Annotated in this window: 7 protein-coding genes; all 7 read left to right on the top strand. The window is 35.2% G+C overall.

Annotated features, from left to right (window positions below; genetic code table 11):
- Nucleotides 1-12 precede the first annotated feature (12 nt).
- Genes dpdA through UABAM_RS27235 form a run of 7 tightly spaced genes read left to right on the top strand, consistent with a single transcriptional unit; the run spans nt 13 to nt 17,915 of the window.
- On the top strand, nt 13-2,226 hold the full coding sequence (gene dpdA / locus UABAM_RS27265; protein ID WP_151971154.1) for a tRNA-guanine transglycosylase DpdA: 2,214 nt from the start codon (nt 13-15) through the stop codon (nt 2,224-2,226).
- Nucleotides 2,227-2,240: 14 nt separating this feature from the next.
- Nucleotides 2,241-5,378, top strand: a complete 3,138-nt coding sequence (dpdE, locus tag UABAM_RS27260) for a protein DpdE (protein ID WP_151971153.1) — start codon at nt 2,241-2,243, stop codon at nt 5,376-5,378.
- Nucleotides 5,363-7,864, top strand: a complete 2,502-nt coding sequence (gene dpdF, locus UABAM_RS27255) for a protein DpdF (protein ID WP_151971152.1) — start codon at nt 5,363-5,365, stop codon at nt 7,862-7,864. Before dpdE ends, dpdF begins: the two co-directional genes overlap by 16 nt.
- On the top strand, nt 7,861-8,703 hold the full coding sequence (gene dpdG, locus UABAM_RS27250) for a protein DpdG (protein ID WP_151971151.1): 843 nt from the start codon (nt 7,861-7,863) through the stop codon (nt 8,701-8,703). The genes dpdF and dpdG overlap by 4 nt, the downstream gene beginning before the upstream one ends.
- A gap of 2 nt (nt 8,704-8,705) precedes the next feature.
- Nucleotides 8,706-11,693: a protein DpdH gene (gene dpdH, locus UABAM_RS27245; protein ID WP_151971150.1), complete on the top strand. Its 2,988-nt coding sequence runs from the start codon at nt 8,706-8,708 to the stop codon at nt 11,691-11,693.
- Nucleotides 11,694-11,696: 3 nt separating this feature from the next.
- Nucleotides 11,697-12,395, top strand: coding sequence for a hypothetical protein (locus UABAM_RS27240; protein ID WP_151971149.1), 699 nt, complete (start codon nt 11,697-11,699; stop codon nt 12,393-12,395).
- Between the two features lie 9 nt (nt 12,396-12,404).
- Complete coding sequence (locus UABAM_RS27235) at nt 12,405-17,915, top strand: DEAD/DEAH box helicase (protein WP_151971148.1); 5,511 nt, start codon at nt 12,405-12,407, stop codon at nt 17,913-17,915.
- The last annotated feature ends 5 nt before the right edge of the window (nt 17,916-17,920 follow it).

Here is a 17,920-nt window from a genome sequence, read left to right as displayed (position 1 = left end):
AAAGCGATTGATATGCAAAAAGACTTACCCAAATTACTAGTGATTACTTCGTGCACAGGAAAAAAAGCATCGAAACCCGATAACCAGCTCGTGCAAGAAGATTTTAAACAACCAGAACTGCTAAAATCAAAAACTGAAAAGCTAGATAATTATAAATGTACTGCTGAGAATATGTATACAGGAGAGCAGCACATACGATTAATGAAGGGGATAAAAAAATTAAGGGAAAAACAAGCTAATGTAGATCTATGGATTGTTTCAGCTGGCTATGGTTTTATAGGAAGTAATAAAGAAATTGTACCCTATGAATGTACTTTCGATACTATGAAAGCCAAAGAAATTGATGAGTGGTCAAAATTACTAAAAATACCAAAAGATTTTCGTTCTGTGTTAGGAAAATACGATTTAGGTATTGTATTACTGGGGAAAAAATATTTAAGGTCTTTACAAATTGAAAAAAATGAACAGTTTTCTATACCATTAATTTTTTTCTGTTCACAAGAAAAACAGCTTAACGGCTCCAATGGAACAATTTATCCAACAAGTATTCAAGAGGCTAAAGATTTTCATTGTGGTTTGGTTGGCTTAAAAGGAGAAATCTTTAAAAGATTTGCCCAGCATGTATGTCAAAAAACAAACATTTTAAATACATTGAAAAAACAACCCAAAGAAATAGTCACTATTTTAAATACGATGAGAAAAGCAAACAATTCTCAACATAAGAAGGATAAAGACTTGGGTAACTTGCCAAAAGGATATAAATTGTCTGAAAAATGCCCATTTGAGTTACGTTTAGGGTTACCTACGGATTACAAACCACCAAAACGAGTAGAAATTGCTTACACTCCAAGAAAAGACGCAAAAATGCTCTATTTTATACCAGAATGGGATGATCGTGTAGATCCACGTTATGATTTCATTAATGATTTTCACTACTCAGAACTTTTTGGCCTGCAACATGATTCTTATCGTGATGACTATTATTCACATGAATTGATGAAACAATACAATTACGATGGCATATTAGTTTCAAAAGTGACTATTGAAGAAAGTAAAAAAAAGAAACAACTGGTTGAATCTTTAGGTATTCATGCATATCTTCGATGTCCAAAAGAAGTTCCAGTGATGGGAGATTGTGGCGCTTTTGGTTACCTAAATGAGTATAATCCACCTTATACAACAGAGGAAATTATTGATTATTATGAAAGATTAGATTTTAATTATGGAGTTACCATTGATCATTTGATTGTTCCAAGCGTATGCCAAAGAAAAACATATTGGGTTGAGAATAAAAATGGTAATTATGAACCTATCTCAAAAGATAAATTCGAATCTATTTCAAAAGATAAAAAGTATCGTGTAGTAAAATCTCCTCCAAAATCTTCTGATTTGTTCGATAATCGACTTTGTACTTATCAAAAAACAGAGTTTGATTTTTCAGAAGCAAAGAGAAGGTGGCAAATTACACTTGACCATGGCAAAGAGTTTATAAATTTATACAAACAAAAAAAATACAACTTTAAACCTATTGCTGCTTGTCAAGGATGGGATGCTGATTCCTACACTAAGATGTTCGAGGAATATCAACAACTAGGCTATAGTTATATTGCTCTGGGTAGTTTAGTCCGTAGTCAAACAGAAACAATTATTGAAATATTAACCTCTATTGATAAAATAAGAAAGCCAGAAACTCGAATACATTTATTTGGGATAGGACGCCTGGACGCTATTTCAAATTTTATCAACCTTGGAGTTTACAGTTGTGATAGCGCATCGCAGTTAAGGCGCGCTTGGTTAAGTGCACGTGACAACTTTTGGTCTACTTACGATAAAAGATATAGTGCGATTAGAGTACCTCAAGCAAAGATCGGTAATCCTAGAATAAAAAAGATGTTAGAACAAGAACGTGGGTGTTTACAAGAATTTGTTAAATTAGAAAAAGCAGCACTGAAAGCATTGAGGAATTTTGACCAAGGATCACTATCTCTCGAAGAGACATTAAAGTATGTTCTGGAGTATGATCAATTTGTCGGAGACAACAGAGAAAAGCACGAGCGTTTATATGAGGAACTATTAAGGGACTGCCCATGGAAAACGACAAATAATTCGATATGCGAAAAAAATGGTATAGAAGTTGCCATTTTCCGTGGAAATAACCGCAACCGTCGTAGAGGATTCCACAATACCCATGTATTTTTCCAGGAATTTAAGCAAGCAACGCAATAAAATTGGAGTTTAGTGTGGAACCCATCCCAGGAAAAAAAGTTCTAATTAAAGGGCAAGAAAAACTTGGTTTTGGAAATATTTATTGTTACCCAGGTGTGGATGGAATAGTAGAGGTACATTTCTTTATTAGTCCAACTCATTTTGAATCTATACAAATTCACAAATCACAGCTAATTTACCAGATGATCCCCCGCCAAACATGCTGCTTTCAAACAAATGAAAATGTGTCATACGGACGCATTTTATTATGTAGTAATGAAGATAAAAACTTTAGAAGTTACCAGATCACATTTGATAATCAAAAAGCCCCAATCGAATTTCGCGAAGATGATTTTCAAGTCCGATCTTGCTGGCCATCTAGTCCAGAAAAAATGTTAGAAGAACTTGTTCAAGGAACACCTTTTTTTTTCCATCAAAGATATAAACTTTTAGAACAACTGATATACCATCGTCAACTGTGTGAAGGAATTACTAGCTTCACATCCAGCAAAGTGGAATTATTTTCTCATCAGATAGAAATAGCATCTCGTATCTTACGAGATCCTAATATACGCTATCTACTTGCTGATGAAGTCGGTTTAGGAAAAACAATCGAAACAGGGATAATTTTAAAACAAGTGCTTCTGGATTCTCCACAAACGATGATAAAGATTTATGTTCCCACAGCATTGGTTTGGCAATGGAAAGAGGAATTAAAAAGACGTTTTTCTATTACAAATATATCAGTTGTTGAACACAATGATTTATTAACTAACTCTAACAGCCAGTTAGATTTAGTTGTAGTAGATGAAGCGCACCGAATAGTTACCGCTAAAAAGTCTAGTTCGGAGAAAGCGCCTCTGTATGAAGCATTTTGTAAACTAGCTAAGAAAACAAGGCATATTTTATTACTTTCTGCTACTCCAGTTTTGCACTGCGAATCGCAACTTTTAGCTCTACTTCATTTACTCACTCCAGAAACATATCAATTGGAACACATTGAGGTATTTAGAGAACGCCTTGCAAAACGACAGGAAATAGGACGTGTACTTCTAGCTTTATCTAAAGCAAAAAACCCTCTTTTACTTAAAAGGCATGCGAAGAAGTTGTCTGTGATTTTGCCAAGAGATAAGACCATTTCTAGTTTAGTAAATCAAGTATACGAAGCTAAAAAAGATGACATCATAAAAGTAGTAAAATCTTTACAAATCCACATAAGCGAAACTTATCGTATTCATCGTCGGATGTTAAGAACACGTCGAGCATGGATGACAGAAGATCACGGTTTATGTTCGCGTAAAGTAGCATTAAGTTATGAGTTTGAACTTAACGATGAACTTCTTGAATTTCTTTGGGAAAATCTTGAAAATTGGCGTATAGAAGTAGCAAGTAACATTAGTCAACAAATCGATTTACAAAAAAACATAGATCTTTATTTTGAAATCTCAGAGATTATAGCTAGCGATACAATGTTACTGTCTAAAAAAATCAAGAAACTATTAGTCGATAATCCAAAGCAAGAAGGGGCATATATTCTACAAAAAATGTGTGATGCCGTTGAAAAAAAATGGCCTGAAGATAGAATCTTTCTAATACAAGAAATTCTCAAACAACTTAATTCTAAGAAAACTTTACAAAAATATGTAGTGTTTTGTTCGACTGTAGAATTGTGCAATAAAATTGAGGAACGTTTGAAAAAAACTTTCAAAAATCATTTGTATGTACTCCATGAACAAATGTCGGCGGAGTACAGTCAAAAAATCATTCAAGGCTTTAAAAAGAGCAACCGAAATAGCTTTCTGATTGTAGATTCCTCATTAGAAGAGGGAGTAAATTTACATTTTGCTACTGGTATAATTCTATTTGATATCCCTTGGTCACCGATGCGTATAGAGCAACGTTTAGGACGTTTAGACCGTATCAGTCGTACAGAAAACATACCGTGTAAAGTTATTGTTACTCTAGACAATGAAGAACTTGCTGTCGATGATGCTTGGCGTAGACTACTAGTTGAGGGGTACGGAATTTTTAACGACTCTGTTTCTGATATACAGTTTTTAATAGACGAACAGATGCCCTATTTAAAACAGCGTACTTTTGAAGGTGGTCCCAGTGCATTAGTCTCTGCAATAGGTGAGCTTAAATCTAAAATCGAGGAAGAACGACTGCGAATAGTAGAGCAAGATGTTGTTGATGGAATGTATACGTTACGCAAGGTAAACGAAATGTTTAAAAACTTAGACATGGGGGATAACGAAGAGGTTAAAAACAAAACTTTATCAAAAGCATTAATTAGTTACTTAAAAGATAATGTTGGTTTGCGGCCTATTAAAGTAAATCGTGACACATTTAAGTTTACATTGCCTAAACGTAAAGAACCTCTAATCCCATTCAATTATCTAGATGAAATGCAAAGTTTGTTTCAAGAAGGAACCTCTATTCGAAATGTTGCAACTATAAGAAATTCAGGGCTTCAATTTTTTCGACCTGGACATAGAGGTCTCGATATATGTCATGAACTTCTAAAGAAAGATGATCGAGGGCGTTGCTTTGTATTATGGCGCAAGTGTTATGGAAGAATAGATCCTTGTATTATTTTCAGAATAATCCTTAATGTATATCCAAACTTAGATCCAATAATTAAATTTTTAAATGAACATGATTGGGATGATATTGCTCGCGGCGGATTATTACGAATGATAAAGGGGTGGTTTAACGAATATCTTTATGAATTATTCTTAGACGTAGAGGGAGAAATTGCGAAATTGGATTTAATCGAAATTTGTAAAAAACCTTACAAAGCTCCCCCTGATATAAACATGGGAAAAGAAAAAGCTACATATCTTAAAAACTGGTTTGGGGAAGAAAGATGGAAGTTATTATGCCAGGAAATTACGGAAAAAGCTCTTAAAAAAACTTCCACTAGTGATAAATTAAAAACAACTAGTAGCAAAGCTTTGCTTTCAGCCGAAGAATACTTTACCATCAACAAGGCACGTCTAATTGCACGATCTCAAAGTGGTATAGATAGTAATTTAGCCATCGACTCTGATATATGTAAACTTTATTCATTGCATAGTTTAGTATCTCAAGTATTAAAAAATCCAAATATATCAGTTGATGCAATCGGGGTATATGTTTTATCTGAAAAGTTTTTTTGGAAAAAAATATAGTGATAAATTATTTACAAGAACTTCAAAATTCATGGTCATGTCCGATAAAAGGCTTGGCAAATACCTCCTCTGACTGGCAAAACACACCTCATTGGCGTTTATTAAAAGCCTTGAATGATAATAATTACAGAGGAAAAGACTTAATGGTTTTGTTTCGCTCTGTTATCCAATACGAAAAAATTAATAATTCAAAATTAGCAAGTTTAAAAATCCCCAAAAATCTTTGTACTTCTATTTTGCAAGAAGAGTATAAATTGGCGTCTTTAGATGTTAGACAAACCTCTTCTGCAAATACTTGTATAAGATCTTTTGAATGGTATCCTCAATGGTTACCACATGCAAACAAAGAATCATTAGAAAGTAGATTATTTATAGATGAAAATTGTCATTCAAAAACTGAATGTGCAGGGGATCCGTTTTTAAAATTTTTAAATTTTCAAAGGTATCGGTCTAATGCCCAAAGAGAAGCCGTGCGCTCTGTACTTTGCGCACCACCTGGCCAAACGCTCGTATTAATTCTTCCAACAGGTAGTGGAAAAAGCGTATGTGCATTTATCCCGGCAATACTATATCCGTCTGTAGAATCCGAGTTAATGGGTGTCACCCCTATTGTTGTACCAACAATTTCTCTTGCTTTGGATTTGGCAGCTAAGATTGAGAATATTGTTGGTCATAGGGTCGCTTATCGCCCAGAAGAAAGAGAGAATGCTTTAGGAATTCGAATGAGATGTGAAAGCGGTACACAGGGTCCTTTAATTGTTTCTCCAGAAGTTTTTGTAGGTTCTCTATTTTCTACTTTACTTAAAAGTGCCAAAAATGGTCATATTCGTCATGTTGTAGTTGATGAGGCTCATATGATTTTAAACTGGGGAGATGAATTTCGTCCATCTTTTCAACAAATGTCTTCAGCTAGACGAAAGTTACTAAGTCAAACAAAGACCCCCTTTGTTACAGTTTTGATGTCTGCGACTTTAACACAGTATCATTTAGAGTCGTTAGAAAAAATGTTTTCAGAAAATGAAAACCTAACCATTGTACATGCGACGCGATTAAGGCCAGAACCAATATACTGGCAGGCTCAAGCACCAACAAAAAAACAACGAATAGATTGGATATTAGAAGCTATTCACCATTTACCACGTCCTCTAATCTTATATACCACTTTAAAAAGTTCTTGTATTGAGTGGAACAACATAATTATAAATAACGGATTCCAGCGAGTTTCAATGATACATGGTGATATAACACCGCGAGAATACCAGAAGCAGCTACAAAGATGGAAAGAAAATGATGTTGATATCATAATTGCTACATCTGCTTTTGGCTTAGGGGTTGACAAAGCAGATGTTAGGGTTGTTATTCATGCTGAGTTGCCAGAATCATTAGATCGTTTTTATCAAGATGTAGGTCGTGGTGGTCGAAACGGTAATCCATGTTTGTCTTTACTTATTTGGACACTTGACGATTGGGAAATTGTTGATTCTCTCTCAGCACCAACGTTTATTGGCGGAGAAAAGGGAAGAAAGAGATGGAATGCTATGTTCAATAGCAAAAAAGTAGTTGATAAAGCAGAATCCATTTATTGCGTCTCTTTAAACTCTGCTCCAGAACTAGATATGAAAAGCGAACAAAATAGACTTTGGAATTTGCGAACCTTACTTCTAATGGACCGGGCAGAAATAATAAACATTGAACATCCAACAAAAGAAAACACTAGAAATTTTGCGAATGTTCGATTATCAACACTTGGTCATACTCAGCTCAAATTATGGGACGAGAGAATTGTTCCTTTTAGAAATGATCTAAATCAACACTATGCGAAACAAAAAGAGCTTTTAGCAAAAATGTTGAATTTCGATATGTCTTGTTGCATTTCGAGTCTTTTTGAAGAATGTTATAAAAGTAATCGATATCAAATTCCCATTGTACGAGCCTGTGGAGGCTGTTTTCACTGTAGAGAAAAATCCCAACGGCCTTTTTGTGGGAAAATACTACCTCGTCGTACCCCAAAAATAACATTTTCTCAAAAAACAGTAGGGAAAGACTTACAAAAACTATTGAAAACAGACAAGCTTGGATGTGTGTATTATCCTTCAACCATCAAAGGTGATAAACTTCTAAACGCAATACAAGATTTAGTGTTGTGGTTAATTGATCAAGGGGTAAAAAATATAGTATCGTTTGAGAATTTAGAAAAACGTTTGTGGAAAACTCCTTATAACGACCGCTCTCGATTATTTTTTCTACACCAAGATGTCCCTTGTGATATTACAAAAAATCAACCAACAGTTTTTGTTCTTGATCAATCACCAACAACATGGTGGCCAAAAACATGGGAAATAATACAGGACTCTTTACCAACTACAACCATTTTAATTATTCCGATAAACACACAAGCACCAGATCATCCTAATCGATATGTTTACGATGTACTACCATGCCCGTCTATTCAACTTCAATCTTGGGAGGAAGAGTATCTAGAATGAAAATATACAAACAACCGGAACCTGTTCCTAGCCGTATGCTAGCGGTGATAAAGCTATTAAAAATATCGAGTCCTCTGCCAAAAAACGAAATAGTGGCACTGCTCTATCCCACTGCTCAAACCCAAGATAAAACCCCTATACAAGTTACTCGGACTTTATCAGCTTGCGAGGAATGCGGCTTGGTAGAAAAAGATGGAATTCTATATAAATTATCTGATGAATTGTGTCAGGATACAGATAATATCGACAAAACATTTCCAATTACAATGGCTTCCAGAGCTTTATCTCCAGAGGTTGGAGGAACAACTAATTTGTTTGCTCAAATTTGCGCGTGGATACTGGCACAACCTGTTTTAGAACTACCACAAAGTTATGACGAATTTAAAAACACTTTTAATAAACAAGGCTTTGATATCTCCGATTTTGGTCTTCGTAACGATCAACGATGGGATATGATCATTTACTGGATGAAATATCTTGGACTTATAAAAAAGATAAAAGATGAGGGAATAAAAGGTGTATTTCTAGACCCAACTCTTTTTTTTACAAGACACATAGATAAACTAGTAAATAGAGATGAAGAAGTAACCGCTCATAAATTTCGTAAACGCTTGGGAAAATTATGTCCCGTCCTTGATGGTGGGGAAGTTCGAAAAACGGTATTGAATAATATGGAAAATGAGTGGCCAGATGACAAGCTTTGCGAAGCAACTTCTTTTGGTTTAGAACGTTTGAAACTGCAGAAAAAAATAGAGTATTGGTGTCCCGATGACCAAAGAAAATTTTTGCGAACTAGTTTTGGAGAAAAAATAGCTTTTGTGAAACTTGGAAAGGTCTAACTATGAAAGTGCCACCTAAATTTCCTAATGTAATCTGTTGGAATACAAACGATCGTCCCAAAGTGATGAATACAGTCGCATTACGTGTTAACAAAGCCGTCTTTCAGGCTACGCATTTTCCTAGTCCAATAAGGATACTGAATTACGAAACAAACAGCTCGATGCGTTATGATGAACAACAACTTCTGAAAGATTTCTTGGATCAACGTTGTGAGCATAGATTTTGTGCTGCAGTCGGCGACTCAGGAACAGGAAAATCCCATTTGATTCGCTGGATGTATAATAGCACCCGAGAAGCAATATATCACTCTGTTCTAATCCCCCGCGATTGTGCTAATCTGGCAGATGTTCTGTACTGTATTTTACGAGACTTTGAAGGGGAAGAAATCGATCGTATTCGAAAAGAAATTCAATGGACTAATAATATTAGTATTAGAGGTGCTATGACAAAAATTCTTGATGAATTAGCGTTTGTACTTGAACCCGAAAATATAACTACATCTAACCTCTCTTTTCCAAACGATGAAGAGCATGAAATTATCTTAGAATCTATGCCTGCTTTTCTTCGCTCAGATAGTATACGCCAAAAATTAATGGAAGATAAAGATAACGGTATTGTTGTTCGACTAGCACGTCATATTTCGGCAACTGAACGTGAAAAACGTCCTGATGATGAAGAAGAATTAAAATGGAAAGTTGAAGATGTAATAGTAGATGCATCTACAGCAGAAAAAGCTGGGGAAAAAGCTGGAGAACTTGCAGCCACACTGCTCACAGATTCTGATTTATCTTCTTTGTCAGCGCAAATTCTAAATCAAGCGACATCAAAAGCATTAGCAAATTTGTTAGGTCTTAGACATGGTAATTTGCTAAGAGCATTATCTGAAATTCGTAGGGCGTTAAAAAACGAAAACAAACAATTACTTCTTTTCCTTGAGGACCTTTCGATAACTCAAGGAGTAGACGCTGAGTTAATAGAGTCGTTACTCATTTCAACAGAAGACGCTGGAGCTGATTTATGTATTCTACGAAGTATAATTGGGTTAACCAATGACGATTTTGCTAGACTTCGCGAAAACATCAAAGGAAGAATAGATATTACTGTAAATTTTGATTTGACAATCGGTGAAAAAAACAAAAATGGCTCTTTTGGTCAAGATGAATTAGTTGATTTTGCTTCACGTTACTTAAATGCTTCAAGATACAGTATTGAAGAAATGGAGAATTTTCTAACAACAAAAAGTTATGGAGATTATCCCAGTTTTTGCGATCAAGTAAAATGTCCTAATATCTCGTTATGCCATAAGACTTTTGGAGAAGTAAATGGTAGGGGTTTATATCCGTTTACCCCTGAATCCATCGTTCGTTTATATATTGACTATACAAAAAGTCCCTCTAATGAGCCTCAAGCGTTTAATCCTCGTAAACTCATTAGCCGTATAATTAATAGAGTATTAGAAGATGGCGAAAGTAACTTAGAATATAAAAATTTTCCTAGTCCGAGGATGCTAGAGTGGTTTAAACTAAGTTCTGTGGGGGTTAACATACAACAAGAACTTTATGAAAAATATGGAGAAAAAACAGCTGACAAAATAAGAACTGCTTTAGAAATATACTCCAAAAACCCAACAAAACCATCTTTACCTTCAGGCATAATACAAGCCTTTGATTTTCCAAAGCTCTCTAAAATTGAAATAACTCCAGATGTTCATACTACGCCAAAAATAACTGAAAATGTTGGTATAAATATAAATACCTCAGTTGATATTTTTGATAATTGGGTAAATAAAAAATCTGTTGAAGATAAAGATATTAACATTTGGCGAAAAGCAGTATATGAGGCTATATGTTCATCATATGATTGGGATTCAGACACTTATGGCTGGTTTTTTTATCAATTCTTTCAACGCTCAAACATCCACTTTGATGGACAGCATACCAAAACTAAAGGAGGTGATATAAGACTAGAAATAGATGCTTCCCCAAAAAATGCTCTGGCTATTAGAGGATTGGTTAATGGTTTCGGAAAAGATCATAAAAATTTAGTCTTTATTTTTGATTTCGTGGATAGATGTACAAGTGAAGTACATCACAAAATACGCAAATTAGCAAAAACATCTGGAAAACACAAACCTCTCGAAATAACGACCCGATTACTATCTCTTGGAGTCCTACTTCGTCAAAAATGGCCATCAGAACCTGTCTCCCAAGATTTACTATTAAACATTTCAAAAACGCCTAAAGAAAGTATAGTATTCGACGATCTGCGCTCTGCTTCTTGGAAAGGTCTTCTTAAAGCATATGAGCAGTATGGAGAAAAGATAATTGAGGAATGTATTTTTGATGTTTTAACCTGTCGTAAAGGTAAATCTAAAGAAACAAAAATGATAGATGTTTCTCCTATCCTACAAGAGTTAGATGCTTCATTACAAAGAATACAACCTTACAAATTACCAGAACAATCTAAAGACTGGTACAAAAGGACATACGGTAATTTGATAACATTCGCTAAACAAGTTGAAAAATATTTTGATAAAGCTATAGAAGAAGAAGTAGAAAGATGTCAAAAATGGCTAGATCAAACATTAGAATATACTGGAACACTTTCTATAAAATCTATTAGCGAAGAGTTGAGTGAAGCTCTAAATCTGGGCATTGAAGCTGATATTTTTAGTAATCCAAAAGTTATTGAAATATCAAAACGTTTAAAAATTTTGGAACAAGTTGATAAACAAATTCAATTAGCTCGCAAAGTTATTAGAGGTAATTCCCTCATACAGCGCATACAAGCAATTGTTTCATTAGACTATACAATTATGAAAGAAAGTTTAGATATTTTAAATAGTTCTGAGCAAATATTAAAGGATGGTATAAAAAACTTACAACAAAATTTAGATGATGAGGGAATTGAAGACCCTATTGTATGGAAAAAAAAGATAAGCCAAAAGCTCCAAGAACTAGATGAAGACCTTGAAAAATTGGAGGAATAGATTATGTCAGATACAAGGCCAAACATAGTAGATATTGCTAAAGATTTTAAAAATAAAGTTAAATTGTATCAAAATCATAGAGAAGTTAGCGAAGAGATAGAAAAATTAAAAAAACGTTTTAAAGAGATAGATGCAATAAACCTTCAAGCGCATAAACTTGTACATCACTATTCTATTCTATCTAGTTATTGTGAATTAGACATCAATAAACGCAAACTAAAACAAAGACGTAAGCAAATTAGCAAGATTTTAGAAAATGCTAACATCTCCAGTGTTATCCTGGAGCACAAGGGCTTTAACTCTCAAGAATTCAAAAATACTCTAGGAGAAATAGAAACAACGTTACAAAAAAATTGGCGTTCATACATAGATTTACCAAAAAATATAAAAACTTTAGTGGAAGAAGTCCTGGAAGATCCAGAAGAAAATCAGCCAAAAGTAAAGCAATTATATGATACTTTACTCGAACAGGTAAACAAATTACCTGCTGATATTGAAGATGTAAATACATTGCAAGAAGTAAAAAACGAACTTAGTGACATTTGCGAAAAATGGGAAAAGTTAGACGAAGAAGTACAAAAGTTTATAACAAGTATTCGTAAAGGTGGTATTTCCTTACACAAGGTACTTAATGAACCAAAAATTATCAATTGGCTTCAAAAGGATGAGCGAGCAAAGGCTTACTTGGTCACTAGAAAATAGGGGGCGAAAATGGACGAAATTTTAAAGATCTTATATGAAATAGAGCGCGATTTTCTAGAAAGAGGTGTTTTTGATTTTTGGATAACTGCTGAAGAAATTACAAAACGATTACCACATGATCTCCAAGATCATGGTGAGGAATGGGTATTAGAACAATTGAAGAAACTTTGGAAAGCACGAAAAGTTTTACAAGTTCCTCATACAAGTCATAATAACTTCAAATATGAAGATATTGAGTTACAAGGATTAGATTGTTATGGAAGTGAAAAAAATCTAAAAAAAGAGGAGAATGATTGTCGAAACAGCACTAATTCTCCATATGAACAGGTCGCTGTTTATGAAAAAGGTGTGTCTTTAATTTACCGCTCTCGAGTCGCTGAAGTTATACGTCTGTTATCTAGCAATTATCAACGATTTGATATGGCCCCAAGTACCGGTGTTTTGCGTTACAAGAGACAAGCACAGTTACGGCCCAAAAGAGACATTAAAATTCTGGATGTTTCGCAAAAATGGCAATCAGAAATCAAAGCAGGAGAACTGAATAAACATCGTATTAATTCAGAAATAGACCAAGCTATTCTTTCCCAAGCTGTTAATTTTGTCCTCCGCGCGTTAGCAAATTTTTTAGGCGGAAAACATACTTGCTTAGCTACTTTCCAGGTACACTCAATTTTAGCAACACTATGTGGATTATATTGTAATTCATATCGTAGCAAACAAGATGCACATGTCATTACTGCTGGCGTAGGATCAGGTAAAACATTTGCTTTTCAAGTTGGAGCACTTATCCATGTAGCCTATAATGTTATCAGAAAAGAAAAAGGTATTAAGGTATTATTATTGTATCCCAGAGTAGTCCTTGCTGCTAATCAATTTCGCGATTTGTTTAGTTTGATAGAAGAAGTGAATAAATTATCTGGTGCATCAATCCCTCAGCCAATATTGGATGCCGGAGGGCAGCTAAAACAGCAAATGAGTTACGATGATGATACCAAAGGAGCAAACTTTCGAGCTATTCGTGATGCATACAATGGTAATTTCCCGATGCTTATTTCCAATATGGATACACTGGCCAATCGTTTAGTTCATCCTGAGGCATGTCAAGGATTAGCACAAGATCTAGATTTAGTCATTTTAGATGAGATTCATCTTCTCAATGGAATTTATGGTTCGCATACCAAAATGTTGCTAAAACGTATAATGCTCATGCGGGCAATATGTAAATCTAGAAAGCAGAACCCTAAAAGCTGTTTTAAGGATTTATTAGAAAATAAAAAAAATATTCAACTTCCTTATTACATTGGAGCAAGTGCCACAATTGCTGAACCTTGTCGTCATACGTCTAGAGTTTTAGGATGTGCTCCCAATCGCGTTCTCGAGCTGAGTGCAAAAAACATGGAGGAAACCGGCTGGGTTCATCATGTGTTTTTACAGCAACGTCCAGAGGTTAGTAGTATAACAGCATTAGTAAACGCAACTTCTTGCTTAATACACAATCGACGTAATGGTCTATTTCGCGAATATTACCAACTATTATCTGATCAACCAATTGCTCTAAGTGATTTGGGTAATCCTGTACAAACTTCCAATATTTTGAAAGCGCGCTTATCATCTCATATTCACAAAACGCTTGGTTTTTGTGATTCTTTAGATGGAATTGGTCGTTGGGCGGATTTAGTTGCTGACAATGAAAAAAGTAAGTCAATAAAGATGTTTCAACAGGCTAACCCTCAAGGTAATTATCCTTATTTTATCCGATTCCAGGAGCCTTTGTGGCGTGTTATACATCACCTCTCTTTTCGGCAAAACCCTTCTCGGTGGCAACAAAAATTAAGAAGCCACTATGGTGACCTATGCAAAAAATGTAAACAGGGAATAAAAACAACCATTGATCGTGAACCTGATGATGTTTCTCAAAGGCAGCTTTGCAAAATTCAAGAATTGTGGGATTTCTCTCCACAAAACGCTAATAGTTATCTCTCACGTTTAGGTGTTAGGGATGAGTTTCTTACAGCCCAATGGTTTCAACCTCTCCATGAATCAGCGCAATCTAAAACACTTTCCAATCTTGATAAATGCCCTTTTTTTAAATGTGGTTTGTGTTGGTGGTGGTCAATGGACCATGCTGGAAGCAACACTCCTCAGCCTCTGAACAATAATTCCCCTCTCAATGGTTTAAAGCAACCAACTACACGTAACCATCAGCCTCTATATAACTTTATTAATTCTATTCGTCTGCGATCATTCACCTCGCGCACAAATTTTAATGCTCTAACGTTAGATAGTATTAATGATATCTTTTCAGAAACAGCTAATGTAATATTTCGTGATATACATTTTGAACACAACGCAATAGAGAATAGTGCTTTTCTAATTGGTTCCCCACGCCTTGAAGTAGGTGTAGATTTGGATTTAGTCCAAGAAGGAATCACTTTTAAAGCAATGAGTGACCCTTCTAGTATACAGCAAAAAGTTGGACGTGTTGGGCGGGAATTACTATCAGATACAATGCTAGTACATATTGTAACTGAAAACATTCGCGATCAGTATTATTTTAGAAATCCTCAAATTGCCCTAGACCCCGACTATTTGCAACCAATACCTTTTCATGAAGATAACCGTATTATTGCATGCCATCATTTTTTTATGGCAATTATTGATTTTTTATGTTTGCAAAATGATGGGCCAAACAATTCACGTATTCAAAATGATGGACACCGAATAAACCTGATTAATGATCATCAATATGATCGTTCTTTTTCTCGGTGGGATAAGAAAGTGGAAGCCGTTTATAATTTTCTTTTTGGAAATCATCCATGTAAAGAAGAAAATCTGAAAAATTTAAAAATCTATTTAACAGATCTAGGTGCAAAAACTCATGAGATATCTAATCCAACAGAGGTAAGCGAGTTAACTTCAGCCGATGCCCCTCTAGCAAGGAAAGTGGGAGTCATTGATGTTTTCCAACACGAATTTGGACCTAATTTTTTTCTAACGCCTTTACCAATTCAAGGAAACCCTACATTAGCTGAAATTTGCGCTTCTAAGTATGAACCACCTACTCGTAATTTACCAGGATCTTTAGGTAGACATGAACGTTTTTTACAAACATATGATAAAGTTCCGCCGGGTCAAACACCCAATGCTTCACTTCACCGAAGTTATCTGTGGAATTTACTCTCATCAGTGATATTTAGAAGAGGGGTACCAGAAAAAAATATTCCTAGCAATCAGCCCTATTTATGGCCTCCAAATCTATTTGAAGCATCTGGAAACGAAACGGTTCGAGTGTTTGAAATGGTCAATGGGCAACAGCGCGAGTTAGGATATGAAACCGTTTCATTAGCAATATCTCTACTTCTTCCAGGTACAATTACATATCGTTACTCCTCTTCTCCACGTAAGGTACCAGTTAGTCAATTAGCTGCTCAGGGTTTTCCCAATGCGGTTATTCCCAGAGTTCAGGGAGTTTATTTATGCGTAGATAATGCAGAATATTTTGAGCCAACGGTTTGTTCAAATTTACTACCACAGGATCTTCCCCCTGGCTTTGTTGGTACAGGCGAGATTACAGTTTACACTCCTCGTCAAATTGGAGTGATTACTTCATCAAGTGAGCCACTTGTACAGATCTCGGATGGCATGTTGGCTGATGGGGATAGTAGAGACCGGGTTAGTGGAGATAATAATGGAATCATTAGCGTACCAACTCCTCCACGTTGTTACCCACTGAAATGGTATAGAATAAACAAAGGAAAAAAAGCTTCAGTTATTCCTGATCGTTTTTCTTATTTTCAGAAATACGCAAGTAAAAAATTACCTAGTATTCCTCAACCACTAACAACATCATTATTTTATAATATTTCTTTCGAGCCAAATTTAAAAATTACTGAATTTGCATGGGGATTAGAACGCCAATTTATGTCACGTACAGTTAACGCTTCACGCCTTGTTTATCGTGGATTAGAATCTGATGGAAGTCATCCGCCAATAGCTATTGGTCACGAGTATCAAGCACCTGGCATAGTTTTTCAGTTAGATACAGGAGTAAATTCCAAAATTGGAATGTTTATTAATGAAATACACCAACATTCTAACTCTGTAGTCTACCAATCCCTCATTATTCAAGTTTTACACGCTTTTTTAACTGAAAATGCTTGTGATCCTCCTGCTGCAGATGCACCTCCATGGCTAGCAAATCAAAGTCGTCCGTCGGTGTTTACTGTTCGTAATTTGAGAACTATAATTTTGTTTCACTTAATGGTGAGGTGGCATCCTTCTGATTCAGAGGAAAAGAAAGCTTCTGAACCATTTAGTCTAATTTTTGATGAAGTGGTTGGGTGTTTTACTGAAGAACATCCCAATTTTCTGGACAGGAGAATTTTTCGAGAGATTTGCAATATAATCGCGAGAATACACGAACCAAATAATGTACAAGCCCACTGTGACTCTTTAATGAGCACATATGGTAATTTTGAACAAGCTTGTTCAAATATTAACCTGCTTACTAACGATTTTTTCAAAGAAAAATCGTTAGATATTCTTATCAATTCTTTGGGAATGACTATACATTCTGCAGCTCTACGTTTAACAGGTGCAGAAGCCCAAGAGTTAAGCTATTTTTATCGTATTTTAGAAGAAGATAAAGTAGACATATATCTTTTTGATACTGATGCTTTTGGTAACGGTGCTTCTGAACTTGTTCGTGACCATTTTTTAATAACAGCAATAGAAAGGGTTTTAACATCAAAACTTAGTGCACTAGAAAACACTCCAGACCCACTTCCAACAATGGATTTCACACATTGTTTTGAAGAAGCCTTACACGAATGTGAAAGTAGTCACGCAACACATATAGCTTTTCATAACTTAGGTATAGAGGATTGGTTTAAAGATTTGGAAACCGCTGTTCGTGGAGAGAAACAGATAGCAGGAAAAATATTTGAATTTTTTCGTAATGAATTTGGTATGAAATCTTTTGATCATATTTTACCTTTCCAGTACTGTCCAGAGTTTATTGCTTATGTAAGTAGTGAATATTCATGTTATCAAAATGCTAGACTAGTGGGGAGCGAGTTCTATCCTGTTTATCAGTCTTTAGAATCAGCTATGGGGTTTTGCATCAGTGGTTGTATTTCATGCATTTTATCGCCAGAACAAAACATCCATGGTAGTTTAAACGCACAGGAAACTGTAAACAAACTGGTACTTGATGCCCTATATCGTTACCTAATTTGCTCATCTGAAGAGCCTGAAACTAGACTACGCTATCCAGGAACAGAAATGGCTCATACAATATTATGGGAAGATCTTGGTCAAGTTGTTGCGTCTTGTATGGGACAAACCTTACCAAACTTTCCACAAATCGAATTGGATTTGCCAGATATGAGTTGTAATGGTAACCAACACTTAGTTATTATTCCTACTTCCGTTCCTGCTGGATGGGAGAGAGTTTTTCGACGATCATGGGATGCAACATTTTTACTAAAACCTTGGATTCGCCCACACATGGATTTTTAATTTGA

The organism is Candidatus Uabimicrobium amorphum (genome assembly GCF_009002475.1).
Lineage (GTDB): Bacteria > Planctomycetota > Uabimicrobiia > Uabimicrobiales > Uabimicrobiaceae > Uabimicrobium > Uabimicrobium amorphum.
The sequence above is the reverse complement of the archived record's forward strand: the minus strand, read 5'-3'. Positions and strand labels throughout refer to the sequence as shown.